Origin of the sequence: Vibrio sp. GLN_1 (assembly GCF_043106015.1) — a bacterium.
Taxonomy (GTDB): Bacteria; Pseudomonadota; Gammaproteobacteria; order Enterobacterales; family Vibrionaceae; genus Vibrio; species Vibrio parahaemolyticus.
In genome coordinates, this window is the sequence record NZ_JBICMD010000030.1 from 24,779 (window position 1) to 39,703 (window position 14,925).

Annotated in this window: 13 protein-coding genes; 7 read left to right on the plus strand and 6 right to left on the minus strand. The window is 48.4% G+C overall.

The genetic code is table 11. From position 1 onward, the window contains the following. Positions 1–203 precede the first annotated feature (203 nt). The 5 genes from ilvG to ilvA are packed head-to-tail and all read left to right on the plus strand — an operon-like array spanning position 204 to position 6,502. Positions 204–1,850, plus strand: coding sequence for an acetolactate synthase 2 catalytic subunit (ilvG, locus tag ACF8OV_RS12990; RefSeq protein ID WP_203505186.1), 1,647 nt, complete (start codon positions 204–206; stop codon positions 1,848–1,850). 10 nt (positions 1,851–1,860) lie between these two features. Then, positions 1,861–2,145, plus strand: coding sequence for an acetolactate synthase 2 small subunit (gene ilvM, locus ACF8OV_RS12995; RefSeq protein ID WP_005378958.1), 285 nt, complete (start codon positions 1,861–1,863; stop codon positions 2,143–2,145). 12 nt (positions 2,146–2,157) lie between these two features. Then, a complete protein-coding gene (gene ilvE / locus ACF8OV_RS13000) occupies positions 2,158–3,096 on the plus strand; it encodes a branched-chain-amino-acid transaminase (RefSeq protein ID WP_203505184.1) in 939 nt (312 codons plus the stop codon). A gap of 14 nt (positions 3,097–3,110) precedes the next feature. Further along, positions 3,111–4,952: a dihydroxy-acid dehydratase gene (gene ilvD / locus ACF8OV_RS13005; RefSeq protein ID WP_005481171.1), complete on the plus strand. Its 1,842-nt coding sequence runs from the start codon at positions 3,111–3,113 to the stop codon at positions 4,950–4,952. Positions 4,953–4,954: 2 nt separating this feature from the next. After that, a complete protein-coding gene (gene ilvA, locus ACF8OV_RS13010; protein WP_015297539.1) occupies positions 4,955–6,502 on the plus strand; it encodes a threonine ammonia-lyase, biosynthetic in 1,548 nt (515 codons plus the stop codon). A gap of 102 nt (positions 6,503–6,604) precedes the next feature. Here the strand turns inward: ilvA and punR are convergent, their stop codons facing one another. Next, positions 6,605–7,507 (minus strand): DNA-binding transcriptional activator PunR, encoded by a 903-nt coding sequence (gene punR / locus ACF8OV_RS13015; RefSeq protein ID WP_005465352.1) that lies wholly within the window; start codon positions 7,505–7,507, stop codon positions 6,605–6,607. A gap of 154 nt (positions 7,508–7,661) precedes the next feature. On the opposite strand from punR, the gene punC reads away from it, so the two are divergent. Further along, entirely contained in the window at positions 7,662–8,867 is a 1,206-nt protein-coding gene (gene punC, locus ACF8OV_RS13020) for a purine nucleoside transporter PunC (RefSeq protein ID WP_020904422.1), read from the plus strand. 57 nt (positions 8,868–8,924) lie between these two features. Here punC and ACF8OV_RS13025 read toward each other — a convergent pair whose 3' ends face one another. Next, positions 8,925–9,701 (minus strand): transporter substrate-binding domain-containing protein, encoded by a 777-nt coding sequence (locus ACF8OV_RS13025; RefSeq protein WP_203505182.1) that lies wholly within the window; start codon positions 9,699–9,701, stop codon positions 8,925–8,927. Between the two features lie 115 nt (positions 9,702–9,816). Between ACF8OV_RS13025 and ACF8OV_RS13030 the strand changes: the two genes are divergently transcribed. Further along, complete coding sequence (locus tag ACF8OV_RS13030; RefSeq protein ID WP_017449315.1) at positions 9,817–10,557, plus strand: amino acid ABC transporter permease; 741 nt, start codon at positions 9,817–9,819, stop codon at positions 10,555–10,557. A 75-nt stretch (positions 10,558–10,632) separates the two neighbouring features. On the opposite strand, the gene glmU is transcribed toward ACF8OV_RS13030, so the two are convergent. The 4 genes from glmU to atpG all read right to left on the minus strand — a co-directional run bounded on the left by glmU (position 10,633) and on the right by atpG (position 14,891). After that, entirely contained in the window at positions 10,633–11,994 is a 1,362-nt protein-coding gene (gene glmU / locus ACF8OV_RS13035) for a bifunctional UDP-N-acetylglucosamine diphosphorylase/glucosamine-1-phosphate N-acetyltransferase GlmU (RefSeq protein WP_005497454.1), read from the minus strand. Positions 11,995–12,144: 150 nt separating this feature from the next. Beyond that, entirely contained in the window at positions 12,145–12,567 is a 423-nt protein-coding gene (locus tag ACF8OV_RS13040; protein ID WP_005456027.1) for a F0F1 ATP synthase subunit epsilon, read from the minus strand. Between the two features lie 18 nt (positions 12,568–12,585). Then, a complete protein-coding gene (gene atpD / locus ACF8OV_RS13045) occupies positions 12,586–13,989 on the minus strand; it encodes a F0F1 ATP synthase subunit beta (RefSeq protein WP_005481178.1) in 1,404 nt (467 codons plus the stop codon). Between the two features lie 35 nt (positions 13,990–14,024). After that, positions 14,025–14,891: a F0F1 ATP synthase subunit gamma gene (gene atpG, locus ACF8OV_RS13050; RefSeq protein WP_005457304.1), complete on the minus strand. Its 867-nt coding sequence runs from the start codon at positions 14,889–14,891 to the stop codon at positions 14,025–14,027. Between the last annotated feature and the right edge of the window lie 34 nt (positions 14,892–14,925).

The window sequence follows — 14,925 nt, forward strand, 5'->3', positions numbered from 1 at the left end:
TGGCACCGCGCGGGGGCTTGTGGGCGAAAGGTAACCACAAATTACAAAAAACCCCCGCGCTGAAAAGTCCGGGGGTTTTTTTACAACTACAAGTTGTCATCTGTCTAACCCTCGGACAGTTTAACGGGAAGAATGGGAGCGCACATGAAGTGCAACACACATGGCAATCGCTACGAGCCACAACGTAGCAAAGGAGGTTTACGATGACTGGTGCACAACTTGTCGTAGCCGCTTTAAGACAGCAAGGCATCAAGACGGTATTTGGTTATCCCGGTGGAGCCATCATGCCAATCTATGATGCCTTGTATGACGGAGGTGTCGAGCACATCTTATGCCGTCATGAACAAGGGGCCGCCATGGCCGCCATCGGAATGGCTCGATCCACTCAAGATGTTGCCGTGTGCATGGCAACTTCCGGCCCGGGGGCCACCAACCTTGTTACCGGCCTAGCCGACGCTTTCCTTGATTCCGTTCCTTTGGTAGCCATCACAGGTCAGGTTGCCAGCTCTCATATCGGTACCGATGCGTTCCAAGAAATGGATGTGATTGGTATGTCTCTCGCCTGTACTAAGCACAGTTATCTTGTTACTGACATTGAAGATCTTGCCCCTACACTAGCCGAAGCGTTTGAAGTGGCCAAAACAGGTCGTCCGGGCCCGGTCATTGTCGATATTGCGAAAGATGTTCAGCTTGCTCAAGCCCCAACAAAATTACTGCCACCTTACGTTGCACCTGAAATCGAAGACGTCAGCGCTGAAGACATCAAACGCGCGCAAGACGTACTGGCGGCATCCACTCGCCCGGTATTGTATGTCGGCGGCGGTGTGCAGCTTGCGAAAGCAACAGATGCAGTGAGAGAGTTCTTACGTCTGAACCCGATGCCAGCGGTAAGCACTCTAAAAGGCTTAGGTACGATTGAACGCCATGACCCTCACTACTTAGGCATGTTGGGTATGCACGGCACCAAAGCGGCCAACCTTGTGGTTCAAGAAGCAGACCTGTTGATTGTCGTAGGTGCGCGTTTTGATGACCGTGTGACGGGCAAACTCGATACCTTTGCGCCGCACGCCAAAGTCATCCATATCGACATCGATGCGGCAGAAATCCATAAGCTTCGCCACGCAAACGCACCACTGCGAGGCGACATCAATACCATTCTTCCTCAATTGGAGCTGACTCAAGATATCTCATCGTGGGTTCACCACAGTGAAAGTCTGCGTAGCGGCTTTAAGTGGCGTTACGACCACCCTGGCGATCTTATCTACGCGCCGCTGCTGCTTAAGCAGTTATCTGACATGATGCCAGACAGCGCCATCGTCTCGACTGACGTAGGCCAGCACCAAATGTGGGCAGCTCAGCATATTCAGCCACGCGATCCGCAAAACTTCATTACTTCCGCAGGCTTAGGCACCATGGGTTTTGGTTTGCCAGCAGCAATGGGCGCATCAGTCGCGCGTCCGGATGATCAGTCTATCCTTATTACAGGTGACGGTTCATTCATGATGAACGTACAGGAGCTAGGCACGCTAAAACGTCGCCAAATTCCAGTGAAGATTGTTCTCCTAAACAACCAACGTCTTGGCATGGTTCGCCAATGGCAATCACTGTTTTTCGACGGTCGCCACAGTGAAACCATTCTTGATGACAACCCAGATTTCGTGATGTTGGCAAAAGCCTTCGACATTCCGGGCAAAACCATCACCAAGAAAGAAGAAGTCGAACCTGCACTTAAAGAGATGCTAGCGAGCGAAACTTCTTACATGCTTCACGTTTTAATTGATGAAGAAGAAAACGTGTGGCCACTTGTACCACCTGGTGCATCAAACAGTGATATGTTGGAAAACACGTAGGAGACATCACATGGACAGATATTTACTCGACATCAAAGCCGACGACAAACCGGTACTGTTAGAGCGCGTTCTACGTGTGATTCGTCACCGAGGCTTTGTGATCAAACAGGTGGCCGCTACTCAAAACCACGAAAGTAAAGTAGCCAGCGTCGAGATCATCGTCGACAGCGATCGACCAATCTCGTTTTTGATCAATCAAATTGAGAAGTTGTGGGACGTTCGTAAAGTTGAGGTGCTGAAAATCCGCAACGATGAACTGCCAAATCACAACTTACAACAACACGTAAGTGCATAAGGAAGGCAACAAATGGCAACGAAAACTGCAGATTTCATTTGGTTTAATGGTGAGATGGTTCCATGGGCAGAGGCGAACGTGCACGTTCTCACTCACGCCATGCATTACGGCACCTCGGTATTTGAAGGGGTACGCTGCTACAACACACCAAAAGGCCCAATTGTCTTCCGTCACCGTGAACATGCACAGCGTTTAAAAGATTCCGCCAAAATTTACCGCTTCCCTATTCCATACTCTGTTGAAGAAATCATGGAAGCAACGCGTGAAACTCTGCGTCAAAACAAACTCGACAGCGCTTACATTCGTCCATTGGGATTTGTGGGCAATGTCGGTTTAGGTGTGTGTCCTCCAGTAGGCACCGAAATGGAGCTGATCATCGCTGCGTTCCCATGGGGCTCGTACCTTGGTGAAGAAGCACTAGAAAAAGGCGTGGATGCGATGATTTCAAGCTGGAATCGCGCGGCACCTAACACCATCCCTACCGCAGCAAAAGCGGGTGGTAACTACCTTTCTTCACTACTCGTTGGTGGTGAAGCACGTCGTCATGGTTACGACGAAGGTATCGCACTGAGTGTTGACGGTTACTTGTCAGAAGGCGCGGGCGAGAACATCTTTGTCATCAAAGATCGCGTGATCACCACACCACCAGCAACCAGCGCTATCCTACCGGGCATCACTCGTGACTCGATCATGACCATTGCTCGCGATAAAGGTTACGAAGTCCGTGAAGCTAACATTGCCCGCGAAGCGCTATACCTTGCGGATGAAGTATTCATGACCGGTACCGCAGCAGAAGTTGTGCCTGTGGCAACCATCGACAAAATTGAAGTGGGCAGCGGTACACGCGGTCCGATTACCAAAGAATTGCAAGAAGCCTACTTTGGCCTATTTAACGGCACCACGGAAGATAAGTGGGGCTGGTTAGACTATGTGTACCCAGAGCAGCAGTAAGAAGGATTTAAGAAATGCCAAAATATAGATCAGCAACCACCACACATGGTCGTAACATGGCGGGAGCTCGTGCGCTCTGGCGTGCAACCGGTGTAAAAGACGAAGATTTCGGTAAGCCAATCATCGCCGTGGTGAACTCATTCACTCAGTTCGTACCAGGCCACGTACACCTTAAAGATTTGGGCCAACTTGTTGCTCAAGAGATTGAAGCGGCAGGCGGCATCGCAAAAGAATTCAATACCATCGCCGTCGATGATGGCATTGCAATGGGTCACGGCGGCATGCTTTACTCGCTGCCATCACGTGAATTGATTGCCGACTCAGTCGAATACATGGTTAATGCGCACTGTGCGGATGCCATGGTGTGTATCTCTAACTGTGACAAAATCACTCCAGGGATGCTGATGGCGTCAATGCGTCTCAACATTCCAGTTATCTTCGTATCTGGCGGCCCAATGGAAGCGGGCAAAACCAAGCTTTCAGATCAGATCATCAAGCTAGACCTTGTCGATGCCATGATCCAAGGTGCCGATCCAAAAGTGTCTGACGAACAAAGCGAACAGATCGAACGCAGTGCATGCCCAACGTGTGGATCGTGTTCAGGCATGTTCACCGCAAACTCAATGAACTGTCTGACAGAAGCTCTGGGTCTGTCTCAGCCAGGCAACGGCTCGCTGTTGGCAACGCATGCCGATCGTAAAGAGCTGTTTATCAATGCAGGTAAACGCATCGTTGAACTCACCAAACGCTACTACGAGCAAGATGACGAAACGGCTCTACCACGCAATATCGCGACCAAAGCCGCATTTGAAAACGCGATGGCACTCGACATCGCAATGGGCGGTTCGACCAATACTGTGTTACACCTTTTAGCTGCGGCGCAAGAAGGTGAAGTCGATTTTGATATGACGGACATCGACCGCATGTCTCGCCAAGTACCACACCTTTGTAAAGTGGCTCCTTCAACGCAGAAATACCACATGGAAGATGTACACCGTGCGGGTGGCGTTGTCGGTATCCTTGGTGAACTGAACCGTGCAGGTCTGCTGCACAATCAGTCTAAGACTGTCCTAGGACTGACTTGGGAAGAACAGCTAGCCAAATACGACATCATGCTGACCGATTCAGAAGAAGTGAAATCATTCTACCGTGCTGGCCCTGCGGGTATCCGCACCACACAAGCATTCTCGCAAGATTGTCGCTGGGATACTCTCGATGACGACCGTGCGGAAGGCTGTATCCGCACCAAAGAAAACGCCTTCAGCCAAGATGGCGGCCTTGCCGTTCTGAAAGGCAACATCGCGCTGGATGGTTGTATTGTGAAGACTGCTGGTGTGGACGAAAGCATCCTGAAATTTACTGGCCCTGCGGTAGTGTTTGAAAGCCAGGAAGATGCGGTAGACGGCATCCTTGGCGGCAAAGTGAAAGCGGGCGATGTGGTTGTGATTCGCTACGAAGGTCCAAAAGGTGGCCCGGGCATGCAAGAAATGCTCTACCCAACCACTTATCTAAAATCGATGGGCTTAGGTAAAGAGTGTGCGTTATTAACTGACGGTCGCTTCTCTGGTGGTACCTCTGGTCTGTCTATCGGCCATGCTTCTCCAGAAGCCGCCAATGGCGGTGCGATCGGCTTGGTTCAAGATGGCGATTTGATTGCGATTGATATTCCAAATCGCAGCATCTCTCTTGAGATCTCCGAACAAGAACTTGCAGAGCGCCGCGTAAAACAAGACGAACTTGGTTGGAAACCAGCAAATCGTCAACGTGAAGTTTCTTTCGCCCTAAAAGCGTACGCCAGCATGGCAACCAGTGCTGACAAAGGTGCAGTACGAGATAAATCGAAGCTAGAGGGCTAGCCATGATGGAATCTCAACCCGAAAAAAAAGCGAATCAATCTGGCGCAGACTATCTGCGCCAAATCCTTCGCGCACCTGTTTATGAAGTCGCAACAGTAACGCCGCTGCAAGAAATGCCTCGTTTATCTGCACGTATCGGGAATAACGTACAGATCAAGCGTGAAGACCGCCAACCCGTACACTCGTTCAAACTGCGCGGTGCCTACAACATGGTGGCAAGCCTAACTGAAGCACAGAAAGCCGCAGGCGTGATTGCAGCATCGGCAGGCAATCACGCTCAAGGCATGGCACTGTCTGGCACCAAGCTAGGTATCAAAACCACGATTGTTATGCCAAAAACCACACCAGACATCAAAGTCGATGCGGTACGCAGTTTCGGTGGCAATGTGGTGCTGCACGGCAGCAACTTTGATGAAGCCAAAGCCGAGGCCGAACGCTTGTCAGAGCAACACGGTTATACGTTCGTGCCTCCTTTCGACCACCCGTTGGTGATCGCAGGCCAAGGCACCATCGGCATGGAAATGCTGCAGCAAAATGGTCATCTCGACTACATCTTCGTGCCGGTTGGAGGCGGTGGCTTGGCCGCAGGTGTAGCGGTTCTGGTCAAGCAACTGATGCCAGAAATCAAAGTCATCGCCGTCGAGCCTGAAGACTCGTCTTGTCTGAAAGCGGCGCTTGATGCTGGTGAGCCAGTGGTACTCGACCAAGTCAGCATGTTTGCTGATGGTGTCGCGGTAAAACGCATCGGTGAAGAAACGTTCCGCTTGTGTCAGAAATACATTGATGGTCATGTGGCGGTTTCAAGCGATGAAATCTGCGCTGCCGTAAAAGACATTTTTGAGGATACTCGCGCGATTGCTGAACCATCCGGGGCGCTTGCGCTTGCTGGCTTGAAGAAGTTTGTTGAGCAAAACCAACTGGAAAACAAAAACCTTGCCACGGTGTTGTCTGGCGCGAATACCAACTTCCATGGTTTACGCTATGTTTCAGAGCGTTGTGAATTAGGTGAGAAGCGTGAAGGTCTATTGGCCGTGACAATTCCAGAACGCCAAGGCGCTTTCTTTGAATTCTGTAATCTGATTGGCGGCCGCGCTGTCACCGAGTTTAACTACCGTTATAACGATGATGAACTGGCGAATATCTTTGTTGGTGTACGCCTGCAAGGCGGTCAGGAAGAGCTGGATAACATCATTCGCGATCTACGCGAAGGTGGCTACCCAGTCGTGGATTTGTCCGACGATGAAATGGCCAAACTGCACATTCGTTACATGATCGGTGGCAAGCCCTCGAAACAACTGAAAGAGCGTCTCTATAGCTTTGAATTTCCTGAGTATCCAGGCGCACTATTGAAGTTCTTAAGCACGCTTGGCACCCATTGGAACATCAGCCTATTCAACTACCGTAACCACGGCGCCGACTACGGACGCGTTCTATGTGGTTTCGAGTTAGATGAAAGCGATTTAGCCCAATTTTCAACGCATTTACGAGAACTTGGCTACCAATGTAAGGATGAAACCGACAATCCATCCTACAAGTTTTTCTTGTCTTAATTCGCCTTATCAACACCTCGCTGCAGCGAGGTGTTTTGTTTCCAATTTACGGTTTCATGGACCAAGTGATGAGCTAATACTGAGATCGGATGATTCTTTTGACTAACACTGCAACCAATCTTGATGCAACTGATTCGGTGATCCTAAATAATCCACCATCCATTGGATCAACTTATGATCGTCATCTTTACGCCATACCAAACAGCATCGGCTCAATGGCTTGTCATCTTGCAGCAGTTTCTCCACCAGCACACCTTCATGAATAAGTGGCATCGCAATATGACGCGGCATATACCCGACTCCAACGCCATTTTTTAAACATTCAATCGCACTGTACCAATTCGGCAATAATAAACGACGCTGCTTAGCATAGTGACCTGTGTGTCGTTTTGGCAGTACGTTCGATGTGTCATCCAAACAAATCGCGGGGAACTGACTAACAAACTCTTCGGTGAGAACCTGCTGGCGTACGCAAGGATGAGCAGGCGACATGACAAACGCCCAATCCAACACACCCATGTCTTTCACTTCGAAGTCCCCACCGACCGGGACCGCTGACGTGGCTCCGACTACGATATCTGCACGACCTTGAGCGATCGCCTCCCAAGAGCCGTTAAAGACTTCCATGTTGATTTGCAGTTCCGCAAATTCAAACTCTCGATAAAAATCTTCCACTAGCGGCTTGAGCTTTTCGAGCTTCACTACGTTATCCAGCGTCAGTTTCAGCGTTGTTTTCCAGCCGTGCGCAGCTCGACGAGTTTGTGCTTTCACCTCTTCCATCTGACGCAGTAACGAGCGAGCTTCAGCCATGAATAGCTCACCCGCTGGTGTTAATTCAACTTTTCTTGGTAAGCGGCGAAATAGCACGACGTCCAAATCCTGCTCTACCTGTCGCACGCCATAGCTGATCGCCGAAGGAACTTTGTGAAGCACTTCAGCAGCGGCCGTGAAACTGCCTAACCGAGCAACCGTATCGAGCATTTCCAATGATGCTTTGGAGAACATGATTTCTGACCTTTCAAAAAATTTGATTGATAACCAACAATTTTAGCGTTTTATTTTCTCAAAATCGAAAAATAGAATAATAAGGTAAATAAATCAGGGTTGGCGCCAACTGATATTGATTAAAAAATGATTAAATAATTTGATTGGTTGAATCATGAAAATATCAAAACTACAGCTCGTTTATCTTGCAGCTTTATCTATGCTTGGCTTTGTTGCCACTGACATGTACTTACCTGCGTTCAAAGCGATGGAAATCGACTTTGCTACAGGTCCCGAACAAATCGCACTTTCTCTGACCGTATTTCTTGTAGGTATGGCTTTTGGTCAGTTGATGTGGGGATTAGCATCGGATAAATTTGGTCACCGCAATACGCTGGCCGCAGGTCTGGTACTCTTTACCATTGCCTCATTCGGCTTAGCATTCTGCGATGAAGTTTGGCAGCTACTGACACTGCGCTTTGTGCAAGCAATCGGCGTGTGTGCTCCTGCGGTTATCTGGCAAGCGATGGTAATCAAGCGTTACTCCAGCAGTAGCCAGCAAATTTTTGCAACCATCATGCCGTTGGTGGCACTATCACCAGCACTTGCACCTCAACTGGGTGTGGTTTTAGCGGATAGCTTTGGTTGGCACAGTATTTTTATCGCATTAACGCTTGTTGGTGTGGTGCTCGTTGCTGCAACCATGGCACAAAAGAACGAACAAGCCGAAATCAAACAAACCAGCATGTCTGCGGATATTAAAGCGTTACTAGGTTCAAAAACTTACCTAGGTAACGTGTTTATGTTCGCAACCGCTTCGGCAGCGTTCTTTGCTTACCTTACTGGTATGCCAGAAATCATGTCTCAACTCGGCTACGAAGCAAAAGACATCGGTTTGAGCTTTATCCCACAAACCATTGCTTTCATGGTGGGTGGTTACCTAGGTAAAGTTGGTGTTCGCAAATTTGGTGATGAAAAAATTCTACGTCAGTTGATCGGTTTATTCAGTGTTGCCGCGTTGCTTATCTTTGTAGCTTCGCAGTGGGAATTGACCTCCATCTGGCCAATCCTAGCGCCTTTCTGTCTGATTGCGGTAGCGAATGGTGCGTTGTACCCAATCGTAGTAAACCGTGCATTGGCAAGTGCGAAGCAAAGCCCTGCAACCGCAGCTGGTTTGCAAAACAGCCTGCAAATTACCGTGAGCAGCCTATCAAGCGCACTAGTAGCAGCGATGGCAAGCCAAGCTCAAATGGTTACGGGCGTGGCAATCGTCATTTGTATGGGTGGCTTGTGGATGGGTTACATTCTGTCGAATCGTGAACTCTCTAAGCATTTCACTACACCTGACAACGCTCGCGTCGTCAGCGAAGATGAACTTTAAGTCTGTACTTCAGTCCATCCGATCATAATAAGAGCCGCGTAAAGCGGCTCTTTTCATTTATAAACTTTTCAGTCCCCACTTCTGAGCAGTCTGCTTAAAGAAGCCTTGTGTTTTTTTTAACTCCACCCAGTGATTGATGTAGTTAATCCAGACTTGGTCGTCTTGTGGTAACAACATGGCGATTGGAGTCGGTCTGCGAGGTGCTTTCACAGGCACAATCGCCAACTGTTTGAACTTGTCCACCAGCGTCGCCGCTTCCACATTGGAAGTCACAGACACGTCCGCTCTGCGAGCCAACAGCTCTTGGAAGTCTCGCGCGGGGGCTTCAATCACGATATGCTGCGCCAATGGGAAGAACTCTTTCACCATTTTTTCTTGTACCGTACCTAACGTCGCAGCCACTTTCACATCGGGTTTATTAAAATCCTCCCAATCAGAGAATTTGGCGAGGTCTTTTTTCTGCACCACTGGCACAAACGCCAAGTAGAAATAGGGTTGGCTATAACCAGCCACCTTCGCACGCGACATGTTTAAAGACGCACTGCCAGTGATGTCGTACTTGTTGGCCGTAATGCCATTAACCAGCGTTTTCCAATCGGTGGCAACGTACTCCACTTTGACATCCAAATCTTTAGCAAGCTCGGTTGTGACATCAATATCAAAACCACGATAACTGTTCGTGGCTGGATCTTTCATTGTCATCGGATTCCAGTCCCCAGTCGTCCCTACTCTCAACACGCCTTTATCCAAAATCTCTTGAAGACGGCTCTGAGCATGAACAACTTGAGTGACCATAAGCAGACATATTCCTAGCGCAAACAAAATCTTTTTCATTTTTATTCCCTTAAAAATAATGACCTTATACGGTTTAATTATTAACCTTTATTACAACCCCATTGATAACATAGCAGTAACAATGGAAGTTTTTTAGTTAATTCAGGGAGTAAATGTGACCTTTCGAACTCTATGGCTGATTTCGCTGCTGTTGCTAACGGGTTGCTCAGATTACCAATGGGGCTGGTATGTACTCGACCCGTCAACGGAACAAGGGATAACCAACCTGAAGTTTTTAGTCGCGGGGTTTAATGACACCATTCAAGTGTCACTCTTGAGTATGTGTTTTGCCATGACACTTGGGCTGCTGATTGCGTTGCCTGCACTTTCTCGCTCCCCAACGCTCAAATGGATGAATCGCATCTACGTTGAGGTGATCCGCTCAATCCCAGTATTGGTGTTGCTCTTGTGGGTTTACTACGGCATGCCAACGCTGCTCGATGTCTCTCTCAATCATTTTTGGGCGGGGGTAATTGCACTGACTATCGCTGAAAGTGCGTTTATGGCAGAAGTATTTCGCGGTGGGATTCAAGCGATCAACCGAGGTCAGCATGAAGCGGCAGAATCACTTGGTTTGAATTATTGGCAGAAGATGCGCTTGGTGATTCTTCCGCAAGCATTTCGACAAATTTTACCGCCGTTAGGGAATCAGTTTGTCTACATCCTCAAAATGAGTTCTCTGGTGAGCGTAATCGGTTTAAGTGACTTAACGAGACGTGCCAACGAGTTGGTGGTGAATGAGTACTTACCGTTAGAAATTTATACCTTCTTGGTTCTGGAGTACTTGTTGCTCATTCTATTCGTTTCTCAAGCAGTACGTTGGTTAGAAAAGCGTATCGCGATTCCCAGTTACTGATACTTGCACTAAAAACGACAAAGCCGCTCTCACTGGAGCGGCTTTGATAATTTAGCTTTTAAGCTCAGGTAACGCTTACTTTTGCTTAACTGGACGTTGCCAACCAGTGATCTTACGCTCTTTAACGCGAGTGATCACTAACTCACCCTCTTCCACGTCTTTAGTCAATGTGGTACCTGCACCGATAGTGGCACCATCAGCAATAGTGACAGGTGCCACCAGCTGGCTATCAGAGCCAACAAACACGTCGTTACCAATGATGGTCTTGAACTTATTTGCGCCATCGTAGTTACACGTAATCGTGCCCGCACCGATATTAGTGCGCTGGCCGATTTCCGCATCACCAAGGTAAGTCAGGTGGTTTGCTTTAGAGCCTTCACCAATGCGCGCATTTTTCACTTCCACGAAGTTACCGACGTGCGCGTCGTTACGTAGCTCAGCACCAGGACGCAAACGAGTGAATGGACCGACGGTACACTCTTCACCAACGGTTGCGCCTTCAATCACACTGTAAGGACGAACGATAGTGTTATCGTCGATTTCACAGTCTTTCAGCACACAACCAGTGCCGATAATGACGTTATCACCCAGCGATACGTTACCTTCGATGATCACATTGGCATCGATTTCACAATCCATACCGCACTGAAGCTCACCGCGTAAGTCAAAACGCGCAGGGTCACGTAGCATCACACCTTGTTCAAGTAGTTTTTGTGCTTGCATCGATTGGAACGCGCGCTCTAGACGAGCAAGTTGAGCGCGATCATTAACACCTTCAACTTCGATGGCATTCACTGGGTGAACCGCTTCAACGGCACGCCCTTCGTCGTGCGCAGCAGCAATAACGTCTGTTAGGTAGTACTCACCTTGAGCATTGTTGTTGTTTAAGCCAGACAACCAACGCTTCAGATCACCACCAGTCGCAACCATTACGCCAGTGTTGATCTCTTTAATTTGCTTTTGTTCTTCGCTTGCGTCTTTTTGCTCAACGATAGCAACCACTGGACCATTTTTACGAATGATACGGCCGTAACCGGTCGGGTTATCGAGCATTACAGTAAGTAATGCGATGCCACCTGTTGGTTGTGCATCAAGTAGGTTTTCAATAGTTTCAGGAGAAATCAGTGGAACATCACCATAAAGAACTAGGATCTTTTCATCGTCTTCGAAACGTGGAGAAGCCTGATCCACCGCGTGGCCAGTACCAAGCTGATCCGCTTGAAGTACCCAGTTGACAGTCTCATCTGCAAGTGTGGTTTGCATTTGATCACCACCGTGACCAAAGACTAGGTGAATGTTTTGTGCGCCAAGGCCAGTACAAGTATCGATAACATGTTTAACCATTGGCTTCCCTGCCAAAGTGTGTAGCACTTTAGGCATATTTGAGTGCATACGAGTACCTTTACCCGCTGCAAGAATCACAGCACTGAATTTCATTGATAACCTATTGACGTTTTCTGTTAATTGGCCGTTATTTTAAACAGCTCTTTTTGAATAGTTAATGGAATTAAGTAAATTTCCAACTAAAAATAATCAAAAAGGCGACCTTTAAGGTCGCCTTTTGTCATGCAACGTTGCTAATTGAGCTTAGCGACGCTTTTTGGTCAGCTCGATAACTCGAAGCTGAGCAATGGCTTTAGCCAGTTCGCTGGCCGCTTGTGCGAAGTCCATGTCACCATGCTGATTCTGGATTTTCTCCTCAGCGCGGCGCTTGGCTTCTTCTGCCTTCGCTGCGTCTAGATCTTCACCACGAATCGCTGTATCAGCCAGTACTGTAGCAGTACCAGGCTGAACTTCGACCATACCACCAGAGACATAAATGAACTCTTCGTGGCCGTGCTGTTTCACAATACGCACCATACCAGGCTTAATAGCGGACAGCAGCGGAGTGTGGCCGTGGAAAATACCCAGCTCACCTTCGCTACCGGTCACCTGAAACGTTTCTACGCGACCAGAGAAAATACGTTTCTCAGCGCTCACTACGTCTAGGTGAAAGGTTATTGGTGCCATATCGCCTCCTAGTTAGCCTTATAGCTTCTTCGCATTCTCGATAGCATCGTCAATCGTACCGCAGTACATGAACGCTTGCTCTGGAATGTCATCGTATTCACCAGCTAGTAGACCTTTGAAGCCACGTAGAGTCTCTTTAAGAGGTACGTAAACACCAGGGTCGCCTGTAAATACTTCTGCTACGTGGTAAGGCTGAGTTAGGAAACGCTCAATCTTACGTGCACGAGATACAACTTGCTTATCTGACTCAGATAGCTCGTCCATACCTAGAATCGCAATGATGTCTTTCAGCTCTTTGTAGCGCTGAAGTGTCTGCTGAACGCCACGAGCGATGTCGTAGTGATCTTGACCAACAACTAGTGGGTCTAGCTGACGAGACGTTGAATCTAGTGGGTCGATCGCTGGGTATAGACCCATTGCTGCGATGTTACGGTTAAGTACAACCGTTGCATCCAAGTGCGCGAACGTTGTTGCTGGAGACGGGTCAGTCAAGTCATCCGCAGGTACGTATACCGCCTGTACAGACGTGATAGAACCTTGCTTAGTTGACGTGATACGCTCCTGTAGTACACCCATCTCTTCTGCAAGAGTTGGCTGGTAACCTACCGCTGAAGGCATACGACCTAGAAGTGCTGATACCTCAGTACCTGCAAGCGTGTAACGGTAGATGTTATCAACGAACAGTAGTACGTCACGACCTTCGTCACGGAAACGCTCTGCCATTGTTAGACCAGTCAGAGCAACACGTAGACGGTTGCCCGGTGGCTCGTTCATCTGACCGTAAACCATCGCTACTTTAGATTCTTCAGGATTCTCAACGTTTACAACGCCCGCTTCCTGCATCTCGAAGTAGAAATCGTTACCTTCACGAGTACGTTCACCAACACCAGCAAATACTGATAGACCTGAGTGTTGAAGTGCGATGTTGTTGATAAGTTCCATCATGTTAACGGTCTTACCTACACCTGCACCACCGAATAGACCGATTTTACCACCCTTAGCGAATGGACAAACCAAGTCGATTACTTTAACACCAGTTTCTAGAAGTGCTGTTTCGTTTGATTGCTCTTCGTAGCTTGGTGCTTCACGGTGGATAGAGTAAACCTCTTCTGCACCGATCTCACCACGCTCATCAATCGCGTCACCTAGGACGTTCATGATACGACCTAGAGTTTTAGTACCTACTGGTACTGAAATTGGAGCGCCAGTGTTAACCACTTCAACTCCACGACGTAAACCATCAGAGCTACCCATTACGATACAACGAACTACGCCACCGCCTAGCTGTTGTTGAACTTCAAGAACTAGACGCTCTTTTGAGTCCGTTACGTTTAGAGCGTCATATACACTAGGTACTTCGCTCTGTGGGAACTCTACGTCGACTACCGCACCGATGATCTGTACGATCTTACCTGTAGCCATCGTTAATCCTCTAAACTATTTCGTTTTACCTAAGCTTAAACCGCAGATGCACCACCAACGATTTCCGACAGTTCTTGTGTGATCGCTGCCTGACGGGCTTTGTTGTACACAAGTTCAAGATCTTCAATCAAGTTGGTTGCGTTATCCGTTGCAGCCTTCATCGCAATCATTCGAGCCGCTTGCTCACAAGCAAGGTTCTCAACCACACCTTGGTATACCTGAGACTCTACGTAACGCACTAATAGCGTATCCAGTAGAGGCTTTGGCTCAGGCTCATAGATGTAGTCCCATGAGTGCTCACGCTGCATCTCTTTGCTGTCCGATTTAGGCAAAGGTAGCAATTGATCGATCGTTGGTTGCTGAACCATAGTGTTCACAAACTTGTTGAACACTACGTATAGACGGTCCAGTTCACCTTCATCGTATTTCTTAAGCATTACGCCAACAGAACCGATTAGGTCTTCTAGGCTAGGGCTGTCGCCAAGGCCAGAAACCTGTGCCGCAACTTTTGCGCCACCATGTTTAAAGAAAGCTGTTGCTTTCGAGCCAATCACTGCCAGCTCAATTTCAGCGCCTTTCTCTTTCCATGTTTGGATGTCTGTAACGGCTTTTTTGAACACGTTGATGTTCAAACCACCACACAGACCACGGTCTGTCGAAACGATGATGTAACCAACACGTTTCGCTTCACGCTCTTCTAGGTACGGATGACGGTACTCTAGATTTGCGTTTGCCACGTGACCGATCACTTTACGCATTGTTTCAGCGTATGGACGAGAAGCTTCCATTGCATCTTGAGAGCGACGCATTTTTGAAGCTGCTACCATTTCCATCGCTTTCGTAATTTTCTGCGTGCTTTTAACACTACCGATTTTATTACGTATCTCTTTTGCGCCGGCCATCGTTACTCTCCGTTAGTTGGTGGCAGAAACTGCC

Excerpts from the sequence above, each read along its gene's own strand:
- ilvG (WP_203505186.1), top strand. The coding sequence starts at position 204 with ATGACTGGTGCACAACTTGTCGTAGCCGCTTTAAGACAGCAAGGCATC.
- ilvM (WP_005378958.1), top strand. The coding sequence starts at position 1,861 with ATGGACAGATATTTACTCGACATCAAAGCCGACGACAAACCGGTACTG.
- ilvE (WP_203505184.1), top strand. The coding sequence starts at position 2,158 with ATGGCAACGAAAACTGCAGATTTCATTTGGTTTAATGGTGAGATGGTT.
- ilvD (WP_005481171.1), top strand. The coding sequence starts at position 3,111 with ATGCCAAAATATAGATCAGCAACCACCACACATGGTCGTAACATGGCG.
- ilvA (WP_015297539.1), top strand. The coding sequence starts at position 4,955 with ATGATGGAATCTCAACCCGAAAAAAAAGCGAATCAATCTGGCGCAGAC.
- punR (WP_005465352.1), bottom strand. The coding sequence starts at position 7,507 with ATGTTCTCCAAAGCATCATTGGAAATGCTCGATACGGTTGCTCGGTTA.
- punC (WP_020904422.1), top strand. The coding sequence starts at position 7,662 with ATGAAAATATCAAAACTACAGCTCGTTTATCTTGCAGCTTTATCTATG.
- ACF8OV_RS13025 (WP_203505182.1), bottom strand. The coding sequence starts at position 9,701 with ATGAAAAAGATTTTGTTTGCGCTAGGAATATGTCTGCTTATGGTCACT.
- glmU (WP_005497454.1), bottom strand. The coding sequence starts at position 11,994 with ATGAAATTCAGTGCTGTGATTCTTGCAGCGGGTAAAGGTACTCGTATG.
- ACF8OV_RS13040 (WP_005456027.1), bottom strand. The coding sequence starts at position 12,567 with ATGGCACCAATAACCTTTCACCTAGACGTAGTGAGCGCTGAGAAACGT.
- atpD (WP_005481178.1), bottom strand. The coding sequence starts at position 13,989 with ATGGCTACAGGTAAGATCGTACAGATCATCGGTGCGGTAGTCGACGTA.
- atpG (WP_005457304.1), bottom strand. The coding sequence starts at position 14,891 with ATGGCCGGCGCAAAAGAGATACGTAATAAAATCGGTAGTGTTAAAAGC.